The sequence below is a fragment of the Methylomicrobium lacus LW14 genome (assembly GCF_000527095.1).
GTDB classification, from domain to species: Bacteria; Pseudomonadota; Gammaproteobacteria; order Methylococcales; family Methylomonadaceae; genus Methylomicrobium; species Methylomicrobium lacus.
In genome coordinates this window covers 4,000,869-4,016,472 of sequence record NZ_AZUN01000001.1, presented here as the reverse complement: position 1 = coordinate 4,016,472, position 15,604 = coordinate 4,000,869, and the positions used below count along the sequence as shown (strand labels likewise).

Annotated in this window: 13 protein-coding genes; 4 read left to right on the top strand and 9 right to left on the bottom strand. The window is 53.8% G+C overall.

All coding sequences use genetic code 11. The features are described 5' to 3' along the window. The first annotated feature begins 45 nt into the window (after positions 1 to 45). From speA to METLA_RS0118750, 3 genes are all read left to right on the top strand, one after another. The gene (gene speA / locus METLA_RS0118760; protein ID WP_024300018.1) at positions 46 to 1,884 is read left to right on the top strand and encodes a biosynthetic arginine decarboxylase; all 1,839 of its coding nucleotides are present in this window, start codon (positions 46 to 48) and stop codon (positions 1,882 to 1,884) included. Continuing rightward, positions 1,881 to 2,744: an NAD(P)-dependent oxidoreductase gene (locus tag METLA_RS0118755; RefSeq protein WP_024300017.1), complete on the top strand. Its 864-nt coding sequence runs from the start codon at positions 1,881 to 1,883 to the stop codon at positions 2,742 to 2,744. Before speA ends, METLA_RS0118755 begins: the two co-directional genes overlap by 4 nt. A 181-nt stretch (positions 2,745 to 2,925) precedes the next feature. After that, a complete protein-coding gene (locus tag METLA_RS0118750) occupies positions 2,926 to 4,197 on the top strand; it encodes an HD-GYP domain-containing protein (RefSeq protein WP_024300016.1) in 1,272 nt (423 codons plus the stop codon). A gap of 243 nt (positions 4,198 to 4,440) precedes the next feature. On the opposite strand, the gene METLA_RS0118745 is transcribed toward METLA_RS0118750, so the two are convergent. From METLA_RS0118745 to METLA_RS0118730, 4 genes are all read right to left on the bottom strand, one after another. Further along, positions 4,441 to 5,730 carry a right-handed parallel beta-helix repeat-containing protein gene (locus METLA_RS0118745; protein WP_024300015.1) on the bottom strand — a complete coding sequence of 430 codons (1,290 nt, stop codon included), beginning with the start codon at positions 5,728 to 5,730 and terminating at the stop codon, positions 4,441 to 4,443. 743 nt (positions 5,731 to 6,473) lie between these two features. Beyond that, on the bottom strand, positions 6,474 to 7,517 hold the full coding sequence (locus tag METLA_RS0118740; RefSeq protein ID WP_024298166.1) for an IS110 family RNA-guided transposase: 1,044 nt from the start codon (positions 7,515 to 7,517) through the stop codon (positions 6,474 to 6,476). 253 nt (positions 7,518 to 7,770) lie between these two features. After that, the gene (locus tag METLA_RS0118735) at positions 7,771 to 8,139 is read right to left on the bottom strand and encodes a hypothetical protein (RefSeq protein ID WP_024300014.1); all 369 of its coding nucleotides are present in this window, start codon (positions 8,137 to 8,139) and stop codon (positions 7,771 to 7,773) included. Positions 8,140 to 8,220: 81 nt separating this feature from the next. Beyond that, positions 8,221 to 8,670 carry a hypothetical protein gene (locus METLA_RS0118730; RefSeq protein WP_152539495.1) on the bottom strand — a complete coding sequence of 150 codons (450 nt, stop codon included), beginning with the start codon at positions 8,668 to 8,670 and terminating at the stop codon, positions 8,221 to 8,223. A gap of 1,099 nt (positions 8,671 to 9,769) precedes the next feature. Here METLA_RS0118730 and METLA_RS23800 point away from each other — a divergent pair. Beyond that, positions 9,770 to 9,910, top strand: coding sequence for a phage integrase N-terminal SAM-like domain-containing protein (locus METLA_RS23800; protein WP_152539494.1), 141 nt, complete (start codon positions 9,770 to 9,772; stop codon positions 9,908 to 9,910). 346 nt (positions 9,911 to 10,256) lie between these two features. On the opposite strand, the gene METLA_RS0118720 is transcribed toward METLA_RS23800, so the two are convergent. From METLA_RS0118720 to mtgA, 5 genes are all read right to left on the bottom strand, one after another. Continuing rightward, on the bottom strand, positions 10,257 to 10,949 hold the full coding sequence (locus METLA_RS0118720; protein ID WP_024300011.1) for a TPR end-of-group domain-containing protein: 693 nt from the start codon (positions 10,947 to 10,949) through the stop codon (positions 10,257 to 10,259). 122 nt (positions 10,950 to 11,071) lie between these two features. After that, the gene (locus tag METLA_RS0118715; protein ID WP_024300010.1) at positions 11,072 to 12,364 is read right to left on the bottom strand and encodes a DEAD/DEAH box helicase; all 1,293 of its coding nucleotides are present in this window, start codon (positions 12,362 to 12,364) and stop codon (positions 11,072 to 11,074) included. A 39-nt stretch (positions 12,365 to 12,403) separates the two neighbouring features. Beyond that, positions 12,404 to 13,411: a GTP 3',8-cyclase MoaA gene (gene moaA, locus METLA_RS0118710; RefSeq protein ID WP_024300009.1), complete on the bottom strand. Its 1,008-nt coding sequence runs from the start codon at positions 13,409 to 13,411 to the stop codon at positions 12,404 to 12,406. A 124-nt stretch (positions 13,412 to 13,535) separates the two neighbouring features. Then, positions 13,536 to 14,612: a peptide-methionine (R)-S-oxide reductase MsrB gene (gene msrB / locus METLA_RS23990; RefSeq protein WP_024300008.1), complete on the bottom strand. Its 1,077-nt coding sequence runs from the start codon at positions 14,610 to 14,612 to the stop codon at positions 13,536 to 13,538. 98 nt (positions 14,613 to 14,710) lie between these two features. Next, positions 14,711 to 15,442 (bottom strand): monofunctional biosynthetic peptidoglycan transglycosylase, encoded by a 732-nt coding sequence (mtgA, locus tag METLA_RS0118700; protein WP_036281905.1) that lies wholly within the window; start codon positions 15,440 to 15,442, stop codon positions 14,711 to 14,713. Positions 15,443 to 15,604 lie beyond the last annotated feature (162 nt).

Genomic DNA, 15,604 nt, shown 5'->3' with positions numbered 1-15,604 from the left:
ATTATATATTAGAATTCCGCACATACGTCATCTTGGAGATCAACTTTGAATTCGACTGCTTACCCACACTGGACCCTCCGCGATTCCGCGGAAACCTATGCGATCGACAGCTGGGGAGACGGTTATTTTACGATCAACGCGGCAGGGCATGTCAGCGTGAAGCCGAGTTCCGACCAGAACGTGGAACTGGATTTATACGAAATCGCCCACTCGCTGCATGAAAAAAACCTGTCGCTGCCGGTGCTGGTGCGCTTCACCGATATTTTGAAGGACAAGGTCAACCGGCTGAACCGGGCGTTCGAGAAAGCCTGCGCGAAATACGACTATCAGGGCCGTTACACGCCGGTGTATCCGATCAAGGTCAATCAGCAGCGCCAGGTCGTCGAAGGCATTCTGAAGGCCGATCACATCGGCCTCGAAGCGGGCAGCAAGCCGGAGCTGCTCGCGATCATGGCCTTGTCGAATCAAAAAGTGGTGGTCTGCAACGGCTACAAGGACAGAGCCTACATCCGCCTCGCGCTGATCGGCCAGAAAATGGGCCTCGATCTGTATCTGGTGATCGAAAAGCCGATCGAACTGGAATTGATCATCGAAGAATCGCACAAACTGAACATTAAGCCGAATATCGGCGTGCGCGTCAGATTATCGAGCATCAGCGCCGGCAAATGGCAAAACAGCGGCGGCGAAAAGTCCAAATTCGGCCTGCACGCGCACGAACTTCTGCAACTGGTCAAAGGACTGAAACAGGCCGATCTGCTCGATTCCCTGAAACTGATGCATTTTCACATGGGCTCGCAGATCGCGAACATTCACGACATCAAGGTCGCGTTGAAGGAAGCCGGCCAGTTTTATGTCGAACTGCGCCGCCTCGGCGCGCCGATCCGCATCGTCGATGCGGGCGGCGGCCTCGGCGTCGATTATGACGGCAGCCGCTCGCGGCGCGAATCGTCGATGAATTACAGCGTCGATGAATACGCGCAGAACATCGTGCGCAGCTTCTCCGAGATTTGCGCGGAAAAACAGGCGCCAGAGCCGGACATCATCACCGAGTCGGGGCGCGCGATCACCGCCCATCATGCGGTGCTGATCACCAATGTGACCGACATCGAGTCGCCTTACCGGGACGGCGAGCCGCCGGCCCTGGCGGAGCGCATCAATCCGGTCGAACTGTACCATGACGCGCAGTTCGAGCTGGCGGAAGCGCGCGCGCGCTTTGCCCAGGACAAACTCGACATCGAAGGCCTCGCCCAGGCCGAAAACGCCTACGCGCTGCTGTGCCGGCAATTGCAGCACCGGCTGAATCCGAACACGCAGAGCGAAGAAGCGATTTTGCAGGAATTGAACGAAAAACTGGCCGACAAGGTGTTCTGCAATTTTTCGCTGTTTCAGTCGATGCCGGACATCTGGGGCATCGACCAGATCTTCCCGATCATGCCGATTCATAGGCTCGATGAAGAACCGACCCGGCGCGCGGTATTGCAGGATCTGACCTGCGATTCGGACGGCCGCATCGACCAGTATATCGACGGCCAGAACATCGAAAAAACGCTGCCGGTGCACCGGATCGACAGCCGCGAGCCTTATCTGATCGGCTTCTTCATGGTCGGCGCCTATCAGGAAATCCTCGGCGACATGCACAACCTGTTCGGCGACACCCATGCGATCAATATCGAACTGGACGAACACGGCTATCATTTTTTCGATTTGCAGGAAGGCGAGCATGTGTCCGACCTGCTCGATTACGTGCATATCAGCCCCGAGGAATTGAAGGCGGCCTACCGCGATAAACTGGCCGCCAGCGGGCTCGGCGTAGAGGAACGGCGCGCCTATGAACAGGAACTCAGCGCCGGCTTGACCTCCTATACTTATCTGGAGAAAGCATGAAAGCCGGCATGATCGGGCTCGGCGGCATGGGCGCGGGCATGGCCCGGAATCTGGCCAAGGCCGATTTTTTGACGGGCGTTTACAATCGCACCCCGGAGACAGCCGAAGCGCTCGCGGAAATACTCGGAGTCACCGCTTTCAGCAGCATTGCGGATCTGGCCGGCGCGGTTGATGTCGTTTTGCTTTGCGTCTCGGCCGACCCGGATGTACTCGCGGTCGTCGACGCGATACGGGAATCGGTCAGGCCCGGAACGATCGTGGTCGATATGTCGACCGTCAGCCGCCGCACCGCACAAGAAGCCGCCCGCAGGCTGGCCGAGAAACAGACCTTCTTTCTCGATGCGCCGGTGTCGGGCGGCGTCGAAGGCGCGAAGAACGGCACTTTGGCGATGATGGTCGGCGGCGATCCTGCTGTATTCGAAAGGGCGAAGTCGGTACTTTCTGCGATGGCGACTCGGATACTCTACATGGGCCCGACCGGTGCCGGCCAGGCGACCAAGGCGGTCAATCAAATCATGTGCGCGGGCATCAACGAGGCGGTCACCGAGGCACTGGCCTTCGCCGAGGCACAAGACCTGCCGATGGACAAGGTGATCGAGGTGATCGGCGGCGGCGCGGCCGGCAACTGGTTTCTGGACAAGCGCGGCCTGACGATGACCCAGGGCGTTTTCAAACCGGGCTTCAGGCTCGCCCTGCATCACAAGGATCTGAAGATCTGCCAGGCGATGGCGGCCGAAGTCGGCGTCGAAATTCCGCTCAGCGATATGTCGGTCAGGGATTATGAACGGCTGATGGCCGAAGGTTACGGCGATGAGGATATTTCGGCAATGTATCGTCTGAAAAAAAATGATCGCCGATGAATGCCCACCGGCTCCTTGCAAATCGAGCTATAGAATACGCAGCAGAGAGTCCGGATAAACGAACCGTTAAGGATTCGTTTGTGAAAATTCTTTATCATTCAACAGAGTCGGGTAGGATGCTCGTTTAAGGCTAAATGCGCCTTTTTCTTGCATCGATCACACAGTTTGAAACGAGTCCATTATGTTTGACGACGATGATAATATTTTTCTAGATACCCAGAGCTCTTTACTGAAAATACATGCGAATGACCTCCGGGTAGGAATGTATGTATCAAAGCTCGATCGGCCGTGGCTGGAGACGCCTTTTTTGTTTCAAGGATTTGAGCTAAAAAACCAGGCCGACATCGATGCCGTTAAGCAGCACTGCGACTATGTATTTATCGATGTTTTCAAGCAAAACAATTTAATCCGCGAATCACCCGGTACGCCTTATAGCAAAGGTTGGCTGGAAAGCCGTACACCGCCGAAGAAGAGCGCTAGTTTTGAACAGGAAATCGAGCGGGCGGGCACTACCTACCGAAAGACCAGTCATCTGATTAAAAGCTTCATGGATGAAGTCCAGCTCGGCAACAGCATCAACGTTCAAATTGCGGAAAAGTTCGTCGCGGAATGCGTAAACAGCATTTTGCAGTCGCCGGATGCCTTGTTATGGATGACTCAGCTTAAAAATCAGGACCTGTATACCTCCCAACACAGTATGAATGTTTGCATACTAGCCATTGCGCTCGGCAGGCATCTGAACCTTTCCGTCCATGAACTGAATCATCTCGGCCTGTGCGGCATGATGCACGACATGGGTAAAATGCGTGTGCCGCTGGCAATTTTGAATAAACCGGGCAAACTGACCCCTGCCGAACGCAATATCATGCAGAGCCACGCCGAATTAGGCTGGAAGCTATTAATGTCGAGCTCCGACATGTATGCGGGCGCGATCGATGTGGCCTATAGCCATCATGAAAGATTGGATGGTGCGGGATATCCGAGAAAACTGAACTCCGAGCAGATCACGCCTTATACGCGCATGGTGGCCATCGTCGACATGTATGATGCGATGACGAGTGATCGTATCTACCAAAAGGGACGGAACCATCTGGATGCGATCAATACCATGCTCAAGGCTGGCGATTCTCACCTTGATTCGGCGTTAACCTATAAGTTTATTCAATGCCTTGGCATCTACCCTCCCGGCAGCGTTGTGGAAATGAATAACGGAGAAGTCGCCATCGTCATCGAAGTGAATCCGAAGCTTAAAATCAGGCCGAAAATCATCCTGCTGCTGAATGAAAACAAACAGCCGAGAAGCCCGCGCATAATAGACCTGGCGAAACTCGATCTGGATGCCAGCGCAAGACCTTATACGATCAAGCAAATCGTCAGACCGGAAACCTACGGCATCGATTTGAACCGGCTCTATCAAATGGGGCTTATCCAACACGCCGTGGCTGCGGTTTGACGGATAACCTGCCCTGCCGTACGTCAGCGCGGACTCTTTTACTTCGGCAGGACGGGTTTTGAAAACCCGTCCGAAAGGTTTCAATTCGTTTCGAAGTTCAGATAAATTTGGGGACGGGATACATATCCCGTCCCGCTCAAGGTATAGATCGGGGCTTGGGAAGCAGTCATAGCGTGACAGTCAATCGCTAAACGCATTTACTGTTCCACTGTCCTCGAATCTAAAGCATGGTTTAAGAGCTTTCTAGTGCCTCAATTGGTCAGATGGCAATGGTCCGTAGGGGATGGCGTCCAAGGAGATGTCTAGATCCGTGCCGTAACTGCTTTTACACCCCCCCCCTTCGCATTGCGCGGGGTTTCCGTTGGAATTGGCTATATTGCCTCCGCCGTCGGTAACTCCATTTACATCGAATCCGAGGTCGGCATTCTTATTAGCGAGGTTTTTCGATAACGTCACACCGGCTAAGTAACTGCTTTTACAAACCACCCCTTCGCATTGCGCGGGGTTTCCGTTGGAATTGGCTTTATTGCTTCCGCCGTCGGTAACTCCATTTACATCGAATCCGAGGTCGGCATTCTTATTAGCGCGGTTTTTCGATAACGTCACACCGGCTAAACCGGCTGGGTAAGGGGTTCTCATAGGCGGATTGGTCCCCATCTCCAAAGTTGCCCGAGCCGTCACACCATCATCATCAGACAAGACTTTTTCCGACGAAAAACCATTACTTTTCAATAGATTGCCACTTATCTTTGTGTCTTGGCCTGGACAACTGGGGTGCCCAAGATCTTCCACGCAATTTAACGCGATAAGTATCCCCGAGTGGCCGCTACGGTAGATCTTATTCTTCACGATCCGGTTTCCCTGCAACCCCCAAGTAGGTACCAACCGTTCGTCAGTATACATCGTGATGCCCATCGCGTTCTCTCGGAAGATGTTGTAACGAATCGTGTTGTTGTTGGTTTTAAAGCCGTGCTCGGGAAAGAGATTGACCCCAGTCGTGTTGCCTACGAACTTGTTATTTTCGATCAGTATATCGTCAGCCTCCTGAATACTGATTCCTTTCCAATTATTTTTGAACACTGAGTTTATCACCCTCCCTCCTGGAGCATGGAAAAAATCCAGGGCGACTCCGGGTATTTCTGAGAAGGTACAGCGCTTAACCGTGAAGTTGGGCCCGGCCTCAATGAAAAATCCGCGGGGGCTGCTGCCTTTTGTTATCTTGAGGTTCGACAGCGTCCCGCCATCCCCCAGCCAAAAGATTGAGTTAGTTTGGAGCACCCCATTACGTATTACGAGGCCATTGCCAAAAACACCAATGCTGTTTATCGTGAGGGTGAACCGGTTAAGGTTGAAAAACTTGTTGTTCTCATTCTCCCAACTGACTTGATCGCACGTTGTATTTTGAGTGAGACGATAGCCTCCGGGGACAGCGATTACCGCCGGGCAGTCTAAGGGGGTATTAGCACGCGCCTCACCTAAAGGCAACCATGCAAATGATAAAAAAATAATAAAAAAATATATAAACCTATTCATGGGTTTCCTCCTCTTTTTGAAGTATTCGGCCAGCCTTGGCACATAGACACAAGCTTGTACTTGCGCAAAAAAAGCCTAACCCCTAATATCGCCATAACGAAGTCACTTCGGTAGTCCGGCTTTTCGTTTTTCGCGATCCACGACTTTTTGCCTTCATCTTTCGACAGGTCTATCTTTAATTATCACTCTTGGATTACTGATTTTTCAATTAGTAAGAATACTTAGTCGATCCTGAAAAAAGATTATCAGCCATTGTCTGGCTGAGTCGATCAAAGGCACTCAGACGATTACCCGTGAGGTTCCGGTGTAGATCCCTCGAAGCTAGCAGATGCAAAGCCTTCAATAGCCGATCGCCGCGTAAATTGTACTGGCTCCGACTCTTCATCAATGCAAAAAAGAGCCGCATCCAGAGGCTGAAGTTCCAGAAAATAATGGGGTCATATATGGTCCGCCCCGTATTGCAAGAAAAAATTCACATGTGACATAAAGAAATAATGCGCCCATATATCCGGCCTTATGATGAAGTGCTCAATGACTTCCGGCCCTGATGGAATTCGCGCATTCCCACCTCATCAGGTCTACGGCTTCAAATGAGCCCGAGACCCCAGCAGGCTCTTGGAATGCAGGTGTTACCTTTTATGCCATCACTTGAATGTTATCTCCGCAATTCGTTGCTGATGTTTACCCGTTTCACTGTTTGGCTCGACAGGAAGAGCTTCCCCTTTTGAAGAGTGATATGGCCCTCATGCTGCCGCCCGATAATTTTCTTTCTTGGTCAGCAATGCCCAGGCAATGCGGGCATTCTTGTTGGCCACCGCGACATTGGAAATATTTTCGCCGCGTCGACGCTTGATGTCGCTGATCCAGAGATGATGCTTGTCCTCGTGCTTGTGTGCCACCCGCGAAACCGAGCGCCCGCCGTGAATCAGCAACGTCCGCAAATAGGCATCGCCACGCTTACTGATGCCTAATAGCGTCGGCTTGCCGCCGGTGGAATGCTGCCGGGGCACCAACCCTAACCAGGCTGCCAGTTCCCGACCGCTTTTAAAGACGCTAATGTCGCCGATGGCCGCGAGCAGCGCGGTCGCGGTTAGTAGCCCCACGCCCGGAATCGTCATCAACCGTTGGCAGTCTTCATGCTGAGCGCTGATGGCCGCTAATTTCCGTTCAAGCGTCGCAATGCGTTGATCCAAATACCCCATTTCATCATAAAGTTCATTGAGCAATTCCCGGAATAAGGCGGATAAGGCATTCTCCGAATCTTCCAGAAGCGCCGGCAAGGCTTTCCTGACATGATGAATGCCTTTCGGGATCACCAGGCCGTATTCCAATAATAGACCGCGCACCTGATTGGCTTGCGCGGTGCGCCGGGACACCAGCTGGCTACGCACCCGATGTAGGCTTTGAATGTCTTGTTGTTCGATCCCCTTGGTCGGCACAAAACGCATGTTGGGGCGTTGTACCGCCTCGCAAATGGCTTCTGCATCGACCGCGTCATTTTTGTTCGATTTGACGTAGGGCTTGACGAACTGCGGCGCCATCATGCGCACCGTATGGCCGAACGCGCTAAAACGGCGCGCCCAATGGTGGGCTCCGCCACACGCTTCCAGCCCAATCAGACAAGGGGGCAGATTGGCCACGAAAGCGGCCAGTTGCTTGCGACTGAGCGTTTTGTTGATGACGCGCTGCCCGGCAACATCGACACCGTATAAATGGAAGCTTTGTTTAGCCAAATCAATGCCCAATACTTTGACGACATTGTCGGTGTTTGTATGATCGTTTGCCATGGTCTGCCTCGCTTCTGTTGAGAGGGTATAGAAAATACCATCTTGGCCCCATTTCGGCCGCTTGGGAAGTGGGGCGGACCATTCCATTAGGTTAATTTATGCAATTTAACCTGACCCCATTGACTCCATTATCGTAAAATTGGTAGTGATCAGCGAAAATCTTAGAAGTCGCTATGTGTATAAAGCCACCTAACGTGAAAGTAAGGTGCACCGCGCTTTTGCGGCGTCCCTCTTGACTGCCGGGTTGGACAGATTACTCATGAACACAGCGTAACTCTAAGGCTGACCATTTGCCACCAGCATCTAAACAAGAATCAGAAGCAAGATATTCTCTGATGCTTGGGATGATACCCAAAATGCTTGCGAGGATAAGGAGTACAACAGCAGCTCTGCTTAGAGAAGGCAAGCTGCCAATAAGAAGAAATACGCCAACGCCAGCGCTGAGGAAAGCTAACGCCCACGACAAGAAATTGCCTGCGCTGAATAGCCACCCCTCGGGGTTAGGCGTGGGCGGGCCACCAGCAAGCCAAGCTCGATAAAAAGCACTGTTGAGGTAAACGATAAAAAGGGCAATGCCAGCGAGTAGCAAACTCCAGCGAACAGTTATTTTCACAATGCTCATGACGATGCCTAACGTTCGCCATAACCGGCGTGCAAATGCGGAGCGCAGCGTAGCTTTTGCGCGTCCGCGTTGATGGCGTTGTTAACCAAGACTGTTCCAAAATGCCAGTTCATAAACGATTTCTTCCGGCGATGGCTCCGCTTGCAGGAACCCACTATACGAATCCATTACGACTGCAACGCGCCCATCATTACTCACGACTGCAAGATGCCCCTTCGAAAGCGATGCAATCTCTTTCAACTGGCCAACTACCGCCATGTTCACGCCAGCAAGGACAGGCAACTCAGGCACCCACTCATTTTTGTCCTCGAAAGTAATCCCAGACGCCTTTCGAAACCAGAGAAAATAATCCCCAAGCGGTAGCTCTTTGGCCCTTTCGAGGAACCACGAGATTGCATTGTTCTCGTACGAGGTTTGCAGAAGCTCTATTCCTTCTCCCGCTTCCGTGCCTGAATGCAGCCGTGCACAGCGAGCAACTGCGCGCTTAAGTTGTTCCGGGGTTTTTGGGTGGAACAATTTTGCATGCGACATTAAGACGCTTTTAAGCCCCTCGGAGGCACCCGCGTACAACTGCTCGAGTGCTAGCCTCTGAGAGTTCTTGGTGGCCAAGTCAAAAAGTATTCGCTTCTGCATCCTCATGAATTGGCTAACGCCAGCTTAAGCCGTGGCCCTGCCGCAGCGAAGCGAAGGCAGGGGCGTCGGATTGAAGCGATAGTTGTACGGCATTTGGCTACCTCTGGCGCGTGCTGATATTGGAAGCGGACTCTACGCAGACGAGCTGCATTACTCCTAGCTTTTGAGCTGACAATGGACAAACCTCGAGTGTTGCGAATGCATCCTGCTCAAACGAAACCATGCTTTTGAGACTATCCGGCATGGACTCGTTCTCGGATGGCACAACACCGAGAAGCCGCTTGGTGCCGACTGGCCAAATTCGGATTGACGGGGTGCCGTTGTATACCGAGACGCGACCGCGGAAGGTGCTGCATTGGCCGACGATGGCAGGATTGCTTTTGCACGGAACAGGTTCAGCACGTGCAGCGCTGACCGTAATGCAGCAACCAAGAAGCAGTAGCCAAACTCTCATGACGTACAACGTAAAGCTAACCGGGCGCGGCACGGAAAGCTGAAAAAATAAAACCGCATTGTAACCGCGCTCCGGTTGAGCGCCATGTTAGATGCGGTCATTGTCATTGCTCCTTCGGTGTTGGTGAAACATTAAGCTCAGCACCCATAGTTTCGAGAATCTGCCGCACACTTGCGATTGCATCGTCGTGGACGTTGCGCAAAGTGATGCACTGGCGAGAACGAATTCCGCGAGCCATGCTCTTGAGTTCGCTCGGAGATGTATTGATTGCTCGACGGAGACGTTTCGTAAGCTCAGTTCGGGCGTGTCCATCCCACCCTGTGAACCCAACATCATGCTCCTTCCAGCCAAGAATCTCGATTGTTGCCATAAGCATCTAACTACAATTATGCATCCTAACAGACGCAAAAAATTTCGTCATAAGACTGTCTAAATATTTATAAAATCAAAAAACTGATTTCTATTCAATAATGTGCAAAAAATTATCACATCCCAATCAAAATGCAATACTAGTCACAAAATTTATCTGGTAAGCCGCCCAAGTTGCTAGATCAAGTTCGTGACAAAATCCACCCGAAGCATTACAGCATCCGCACCGAGCTGGCTTATACGGACTGGATCAATCGATTTATTCTGCACTTCGACAAGAAACATTCCGCGCGAGACGGGCACCTGAGATTTTGATCCGCGACGGCAAGGGCGCAAAAGGCCGGATGGTTTATTGCATGCCTTTATACATAAGTCCGTCATTCCGGCAGGGATTGCCGGAATCCAGGCTACAGAGAGGTTTAGAGCTTACCATCCCTGGCCTGGATACCCGCTTCCCGGCGGGTATGACGGTATCTATGTATAACGATGAGGGTTTATTGGGTTCAGCCCTTACAGGCGCATTTGGTCAAATTGCGCGGAATGAACGGGGCCAGGTCTTGAAGCAAAGCAATATTTTAAACATCTATTGCCATTGCAAAACCTGCCCCCGCGAATGATGGCGACAGTAAGCGTTTTAGGAGAGGCTATTTGCCCCGCTCTTTCAAGCGTCGGCTGAAGTTTTGTCTTCTTCCGCTTCAGACGCCTCATCCGCAACCGTCTCTTCTGCCGGCTGAGCCGCTTCCTCCGTCTTCTTAGTCCGGGATTCCAAGAACTCGACGAACCAGGCCTGGTTCTGCACGCCCGCCATGTCCGGATCGTTCACGATGCTTTGCGTTTCCGGCAGATAGCCCTTGTCGCGTGAAGTTTCCAGGGCTTTCAGGCAAGCCTCGTTCTCTCCGCGCAACGCATGGATACAGGCAAGGTTGTAGGAGGCCGCGCCGGCCTGAATCGAATTGGCTCTTTCGAATTCGTGTTGTGCCTTCACATACAATTCGGAATTTTTCGCCGCGTTTTGCAGCCTCGCCATATCCATATAGCAAACGCCGCCGTCGATCGCGGCCGCCAGATAATTCGGGTCCAGAGTCAGGCAAAAGGCGAATTTCAAAATCGCATCGCGGTAAAGCGCCAGAGACTCTTCGCCGGTCTTGGTGTTGGCTTGAAGAAATAGCGCATTCCCCCAATTATAAAGGGCTTCCGCCCGCAACGGATCGTCATGCACGATGTCGGCATAGTCTTCATAGACTTTCTTGAACAGATACTCCGCCTTGCTGCCTTCGCTCTTGCGGGCCTCCTTGGTCTGCTTGATCGCGGAATTCAGGCGCGAGCGCTTGGTTAACGAATTCAAAATCGACATCGTGTGCTTCCTCGGTAATAGTTATTAAATCCAAAAGCATAGCAACTTGCTTGCGGAAAGATCAAGGTTAAATATAGGACGGCGGGGACGAGAAGCGGGTGCTCCCCGCCCTCCCCTGTTTGTTACTTGCCCGGAGCACGCCGCTGTGGTTTGCCAGCCGATTTGCCCGCTGGTTTGCCGCCGGTACGCGCCGGCGTCTTTTGGTGATGCCGGTAATCTTTTTTGCCGGACGGATTCTTGGGCGCCTTCGAACTCGGCTTATCCACCACTTTCAGCGATACCGGCTCATAACCGGTGTCGGCAACCCTGGGCAGTTCGCGTCCGAGCAGTTTTTCGATCTGGGCCAGCTGATAGGCTTCCTCCGGACAAACCAGCGAAATCGCCTCGCCGTTCGCGCCCGCGCGGCCGGTGCGGCCGATCCGGTGGATGTAATCTTCCGGCACCTGCGGCAGATCGAAATTGATCACATGCGGCAAGTCGTCGATGTCGAGACCGCGCGCGGCGATGTCGGTCGCGACGAGGGCTGCGACCTGGCCGGCCTTGAACTGTTCGAGCGCTCTTGTCCGCGCGCCCTGCGATTTGTCGCCGTGCAGCGCGGCGGTGCGGATGCCGTCCTTGACCAACTGCTTTTCGAGCCGGTCCGCGCCGTGCTTGGTGCGCACAAAGATCAGCACCTGCTTCCAGTTGTTGCTGCCGATCATATAAGACAAGAGCTCGCGCTTGTATTCCTTGCCGATGCCGTAGCACAGCTCCTTGATATTGTCCGCGGTCTTATTGCGCGGCGCGACCGATACCTCGGCCGGTTCGTGCAGCAATTGTTTGGCGAGTCCCTTGATTTCCTCCGGAAAGGTCGCCGAAAACAGCAGGCTTTGCTTCTTTTTCGGCAAATGCCCGATGATCCTGCGGATGTCCGGCAGGAAACCCATGTCGAGCATCCGGTCGGCCTCGTCGAGCACCAGCATTTCAATATGCGACAGGTCGACGTGTCTTTGCAGCAAATGATCGAGCAAACGTCCCGGCGTCGCGACAACGATGTCGCAGCCTCGTTGCAGGCTGCGGATCTGGCCGTTGATGCTGACGCCGCCGACGATCACTTCGGCGAATAACGGCAAATGCTTGCCGTAGGCCCTGACGCTGTCATAGACCTGCGCGGCCAGTTCGCGAGTCGGCGCGAGAATCAGCGCGCGAACCTTACGCGGTTTTTGCGGTTTGGCTTCGGATTCGGCCAGAAGCTGCAACAGCGGCAGCGTGAAGCTGGCGGTCTTGCCGGTGCCGGTCTGGGCGCCGGCCAGCACGTCCCGGCCTTCTAGAATCAGCGGGATCGTTCGTTGTTGGATCGGGGTCGGGGTCAGATAGCCCTGTTCCGCAACCGCTTGCAAGAGCGGCGCGGCAAGGCCGAGTTGTTCAAAAGACATCAAGAAACTCGATAAAATAGAGAAAAGGAGACGCGCGGCCTAGCCGCCGGTCATGTTCATGTAACGCAGGATCACCGGTTGTTCCTGCAGATTGAATTCGTGTTGGGCCGGTTTGATCTGCATCGCATCGATCAGGGTTTGTTTCAGCAGGTTGATATCGCCCGGATGCGCGCGGACCACTTGTTTCAGATCGACCGAATGTTCGTTGCCGAGACAGAGCAGCAGGCGGCCTTCGGCGGTCAGCCGGACCCGGTTGCAGGTGCTGCAGAAATTGTGGCTGTGCGGCGAGATGAACCCGACGCGGGACTTCGTGCCGGCGACTCTAAAATAATTCGACGGGCCGCCGGTTTTTTCGGGCGTCGCGAGCAATGAAAAGCGCGCCGCCAAATTCTTCTTGATCAGATCGCTCGAATAATAAGCCGTGGAACGGTCGTGGTGTTCGACGACGCCGAGCGGCATTTCCTCGATAAAGCTGATGTCGATCTCGCTGTCGACCGCAAACTGCACCAGATCGCAGACCTCAAGGTGATTGTTGTCTTTCAGCACGACCGTGTTGATCTTGATCCGCTCGAAACCCTCGGCCTTGGCGGCCGCGATGCCGTTCAGCACGGTTTGCAGATTGCCGGTGCGGGTGATCGCCTTGAATTTTGCAGGGTCCAGCGAGTCGAGGCTGATATTGATGCGCTTGACGCCGGCTTTTTTCAAGGCCGAGGCCATCGTTTCGAGCTGAGCGCCGTTGGTCGTGATCACCAGTTCCTTCAGTCCCTGGAGCCTGCCGAGACTCTCGAACAAATCCAGCGCGCCTTTGCGGACCAGGGGTTCGCCGCCGGTAATGCGGATTTTTTTGACGCCGAGTTCGGTAAAGGCGGCCGCGATCGTCTCGATCTCTTCGAGGGTCAGAATCTGCGCGCGCGGCAGAAACGTCATCTCCTCGGCCATGCAATAGACGCAGCGGAAGTCGCAGCGGTCGGTGATCGAGATGCGCAAGTAATCGATCTTTCTGCCGAAACGGTCTATCAGTTGATTGGCTTCAGAAACTGGGTTCATTGAGGCGCTAAGCTCAGGGTTGCCGGGTCCGCCCGCCTAAGGCGCCGGACCGCCGCAACAGGGTCATAAAGACTGGATTTTATCATAGTTCGGGCCGGCAGTTACGCCGCGCCTCGGCAATTGACTATTTTCCGAATGCGGGCAAAAACTGGCCATAGCCTTGTTTTTCCATGTCTTCGACCGGAATGAAGCGCAGCGCGGCCGAATTGATGCAATAACGCAGACCGGTCGGCTCTGGGCCGTCGGTAAACACATGGCCGAGATGCGAGCCGGCGGCGCGGCTGCGCACCTCGGTGCGCGGAATGATCAACAGAAAATCCTTTTTCTTGATTATATTGTCTTCGACCAGGGGTTTCGTAAAGCTCGGCCAGCCGGTGCCGGAATCGTATTTATCCTTCGACGAAAACAGCGGTTCGCCGCTGACCACGTCGACATAGATGCCGGCGCGTTTTTCATTCCAGTAGGGATTATCGAACGGCGGCTCGGTCGCTTCTTCCTGCGTGACTTGATATTGCTGTTCGGTCAGGCGCTTGGCCAATTCTTCCTGCGACGGCTTGATAAAGGCGCGCCCATCTATCTTGGGGGCAATAGCCAAGTGCAGATCGGCGCCCCAGGTTTTTTCCAGATATTGATCGCGGCCCGACCGGTAGCGCCAAAATTTGTAGATCAGCGGATTGTTTTTGTAATAATCCTGATGTTTATCCTCGGCCTGATAAAAATACTCGAACTTCCGGACTTCGGTCACGATCGGCGCCGAATAACGTTTCGATGCGGCCAGTTCCGCAAGAGACTTTTCGGCCAGCGCCTTTTGTCCGTCGTCATGATAAAAAATCACCGAGCGGTACTGATTGCCGCGATCGACAAACGAACCTCCGCTGTCGGTCGGATCGATCATGCGCCAGAAGGCTTGCAGTAACGTCGTATAATCGATTTCGCTCGGATCGAAATAAACCTGCACGCTTTCGACATGGCCGGTCTGGCCTGCGCTCACCTCTTTGTAGGAAGGATTCTCGACCTGACCGCCGCTGTATCCCGAGATGACTTTTTTGACGCCGGGGAGTTTTTCAAAACCGGCTTCGGTGCACCAGAAACAACCGCCCGCAAAGGTCGCGACCGCCCATTGCGGATTGTCTTCGGCCCGACTCTCGGCGCCTCGCATCAGACAGCTAAACAGCATCGTCAGCATGACAAACTTTTTCATATAAATTTCCTCTGCGGGTAAGACCCGGGACTAAAACCGATGTTCAACGACAAGGCAGGATCGTGCATTCAACATAAAGAGCCAACATTGAAGCGATCTCAGCGCGGATAGACGATATGGCGCATTTGCCGGAGAATCCATTGTTGCCGCGCATGCACATAAGACGACGGACGCGCCGCCTTCAGGCGCAGCGGATTCGGCAGCGTCGCCGCGAGCAGGGCCGCCTGCGGCCGGCTCAATTGACTGGCCGGGCTGCCGAAATAGCGCCGGCTCGCCGCCTCGATGCCGAACAGATGATCGCCGAATTCCGCGATGTTCAAATAAACGGTCAAAATCCGCTCCTTGCTCCAGAACGTCTCCAGGAGGAGCGTAAACCAGACCTCGAAGCCTTTGCGGACAAAGCTTTTGGACGGGCTTAAAAACAGGTTTTTCGCGACCTGCTGCGAAATCGTGCTCGCCCCTCTGAGGCGGCGCCCCTCGGCATAGTTATCGACCGCCGCCTGAATCGAGCGGAAATCAAACCCCGCATGGTCAAAAAAACGCTGATCCTCGGACGCGATCACCGCCTGGTAAGCGGCCGGCGCAATCCTGTTGGCGCCCACCCAGTGGTAATCGATCGACTTGAATGTGGTTTCGTAACGGAAATCCTCGACATGGCGATTCAGCATGAACGCGGTCGTCGGCAGCGGCAGCCAGCGAAACAACAGGCAAAATCCGACCGATGAAGCCACGAAGGCCAGCATGGCCTGCCAGGCGAATTTGTATAGGGTGGCCCGAAGCGCTAACGGCGGGGAGTGACGGTGTTTTGAGTGGCGTTTTTTTCTGGTCAAGCGAGAGATGGGGTCTGGGTGGCCGAAACCTGCAACCCCATATCATAAAGCCTTTGAGCCGGCTTGGATACCCGCCGCCGTTTTTTGCAGGAAAGCGCTAGGTAATCATACCAATAGCCAACCACAAGGCGTGCGCGCACAATAATCAGGGTTGACTCCAGA

Bases quoted from the DNA above. Each gene is read 5' to 3' on its own strand.
- METLA_RS0118755 (WP_024300017.1), top strand. From the start codon at position 1,881: ATGAAAGCCGGCATGATCGGGCTCGGCGGCATGGGCGCGGGCATGGCC.
- METLA_RS0118750 (WP_024300016.1), top strand. From the start codon at position 2,926: ATGTTTGACGACGATGATAATATTTTTCTAGATACCCAGAGCTCTTTA.
- METLA_RS0118745 (WP_024300015.1), bottom strand. From the start codon at position 5,730: ATGAATAGGTTTATATATTTTTTTATTATTTTTTTATCATTTGCATGG.
- METLA_RS0118740 (WP_024298166.1), bottom strand. From the start codon at position 7,517: ATGGCAAACGATCATACAAACACCGACAATGTCGTCAAAGTATTGGGC.
- METLA_RS0118735 (WP_024300014.1), bottom strand. From the start codon at position 8,139: ATGAGCATTGTGAAAATAACTGTTCGCTGGAGTTTGCTACTCGCTGGC.
- METLA_RS0118730 (WP_152539495.1), bottom strand. From the start codon at position 8,670: ATGTCGCATGCAAAATTGTTCCACCCAAAAACCCCGGAACAACTTAAG.
- METLA_RS0118720 (WP_024300011.1), bottom strand. From the start codon at position 10,949: ATGTCGATTTTGAATTCGTTAACCAAGCGCTCGCGCCTGAATTCCGCG.
- METLA_RS0118715 (WP_024300010.1), bottom strand. From the start codon at position 12,364: ATGTCTTTTGAACAACTCGGCCTTGCCGCGCCGCTCTTGCAAGCGGTT.
- moaA (WP_024300009.1), bottom strand. From the start codon at position 13,411: ATGAACCCAGTTTCTGAAGCCAATCAACTGATAGACCGTTTCGGCAGA.
- msrB (WP_024300008.1), bottom strand. From the start codon at position 14,612: ATGAAAAAGTTTGTCATGCTGACGATGCTGTTTAGCTGTCTGATGCGA.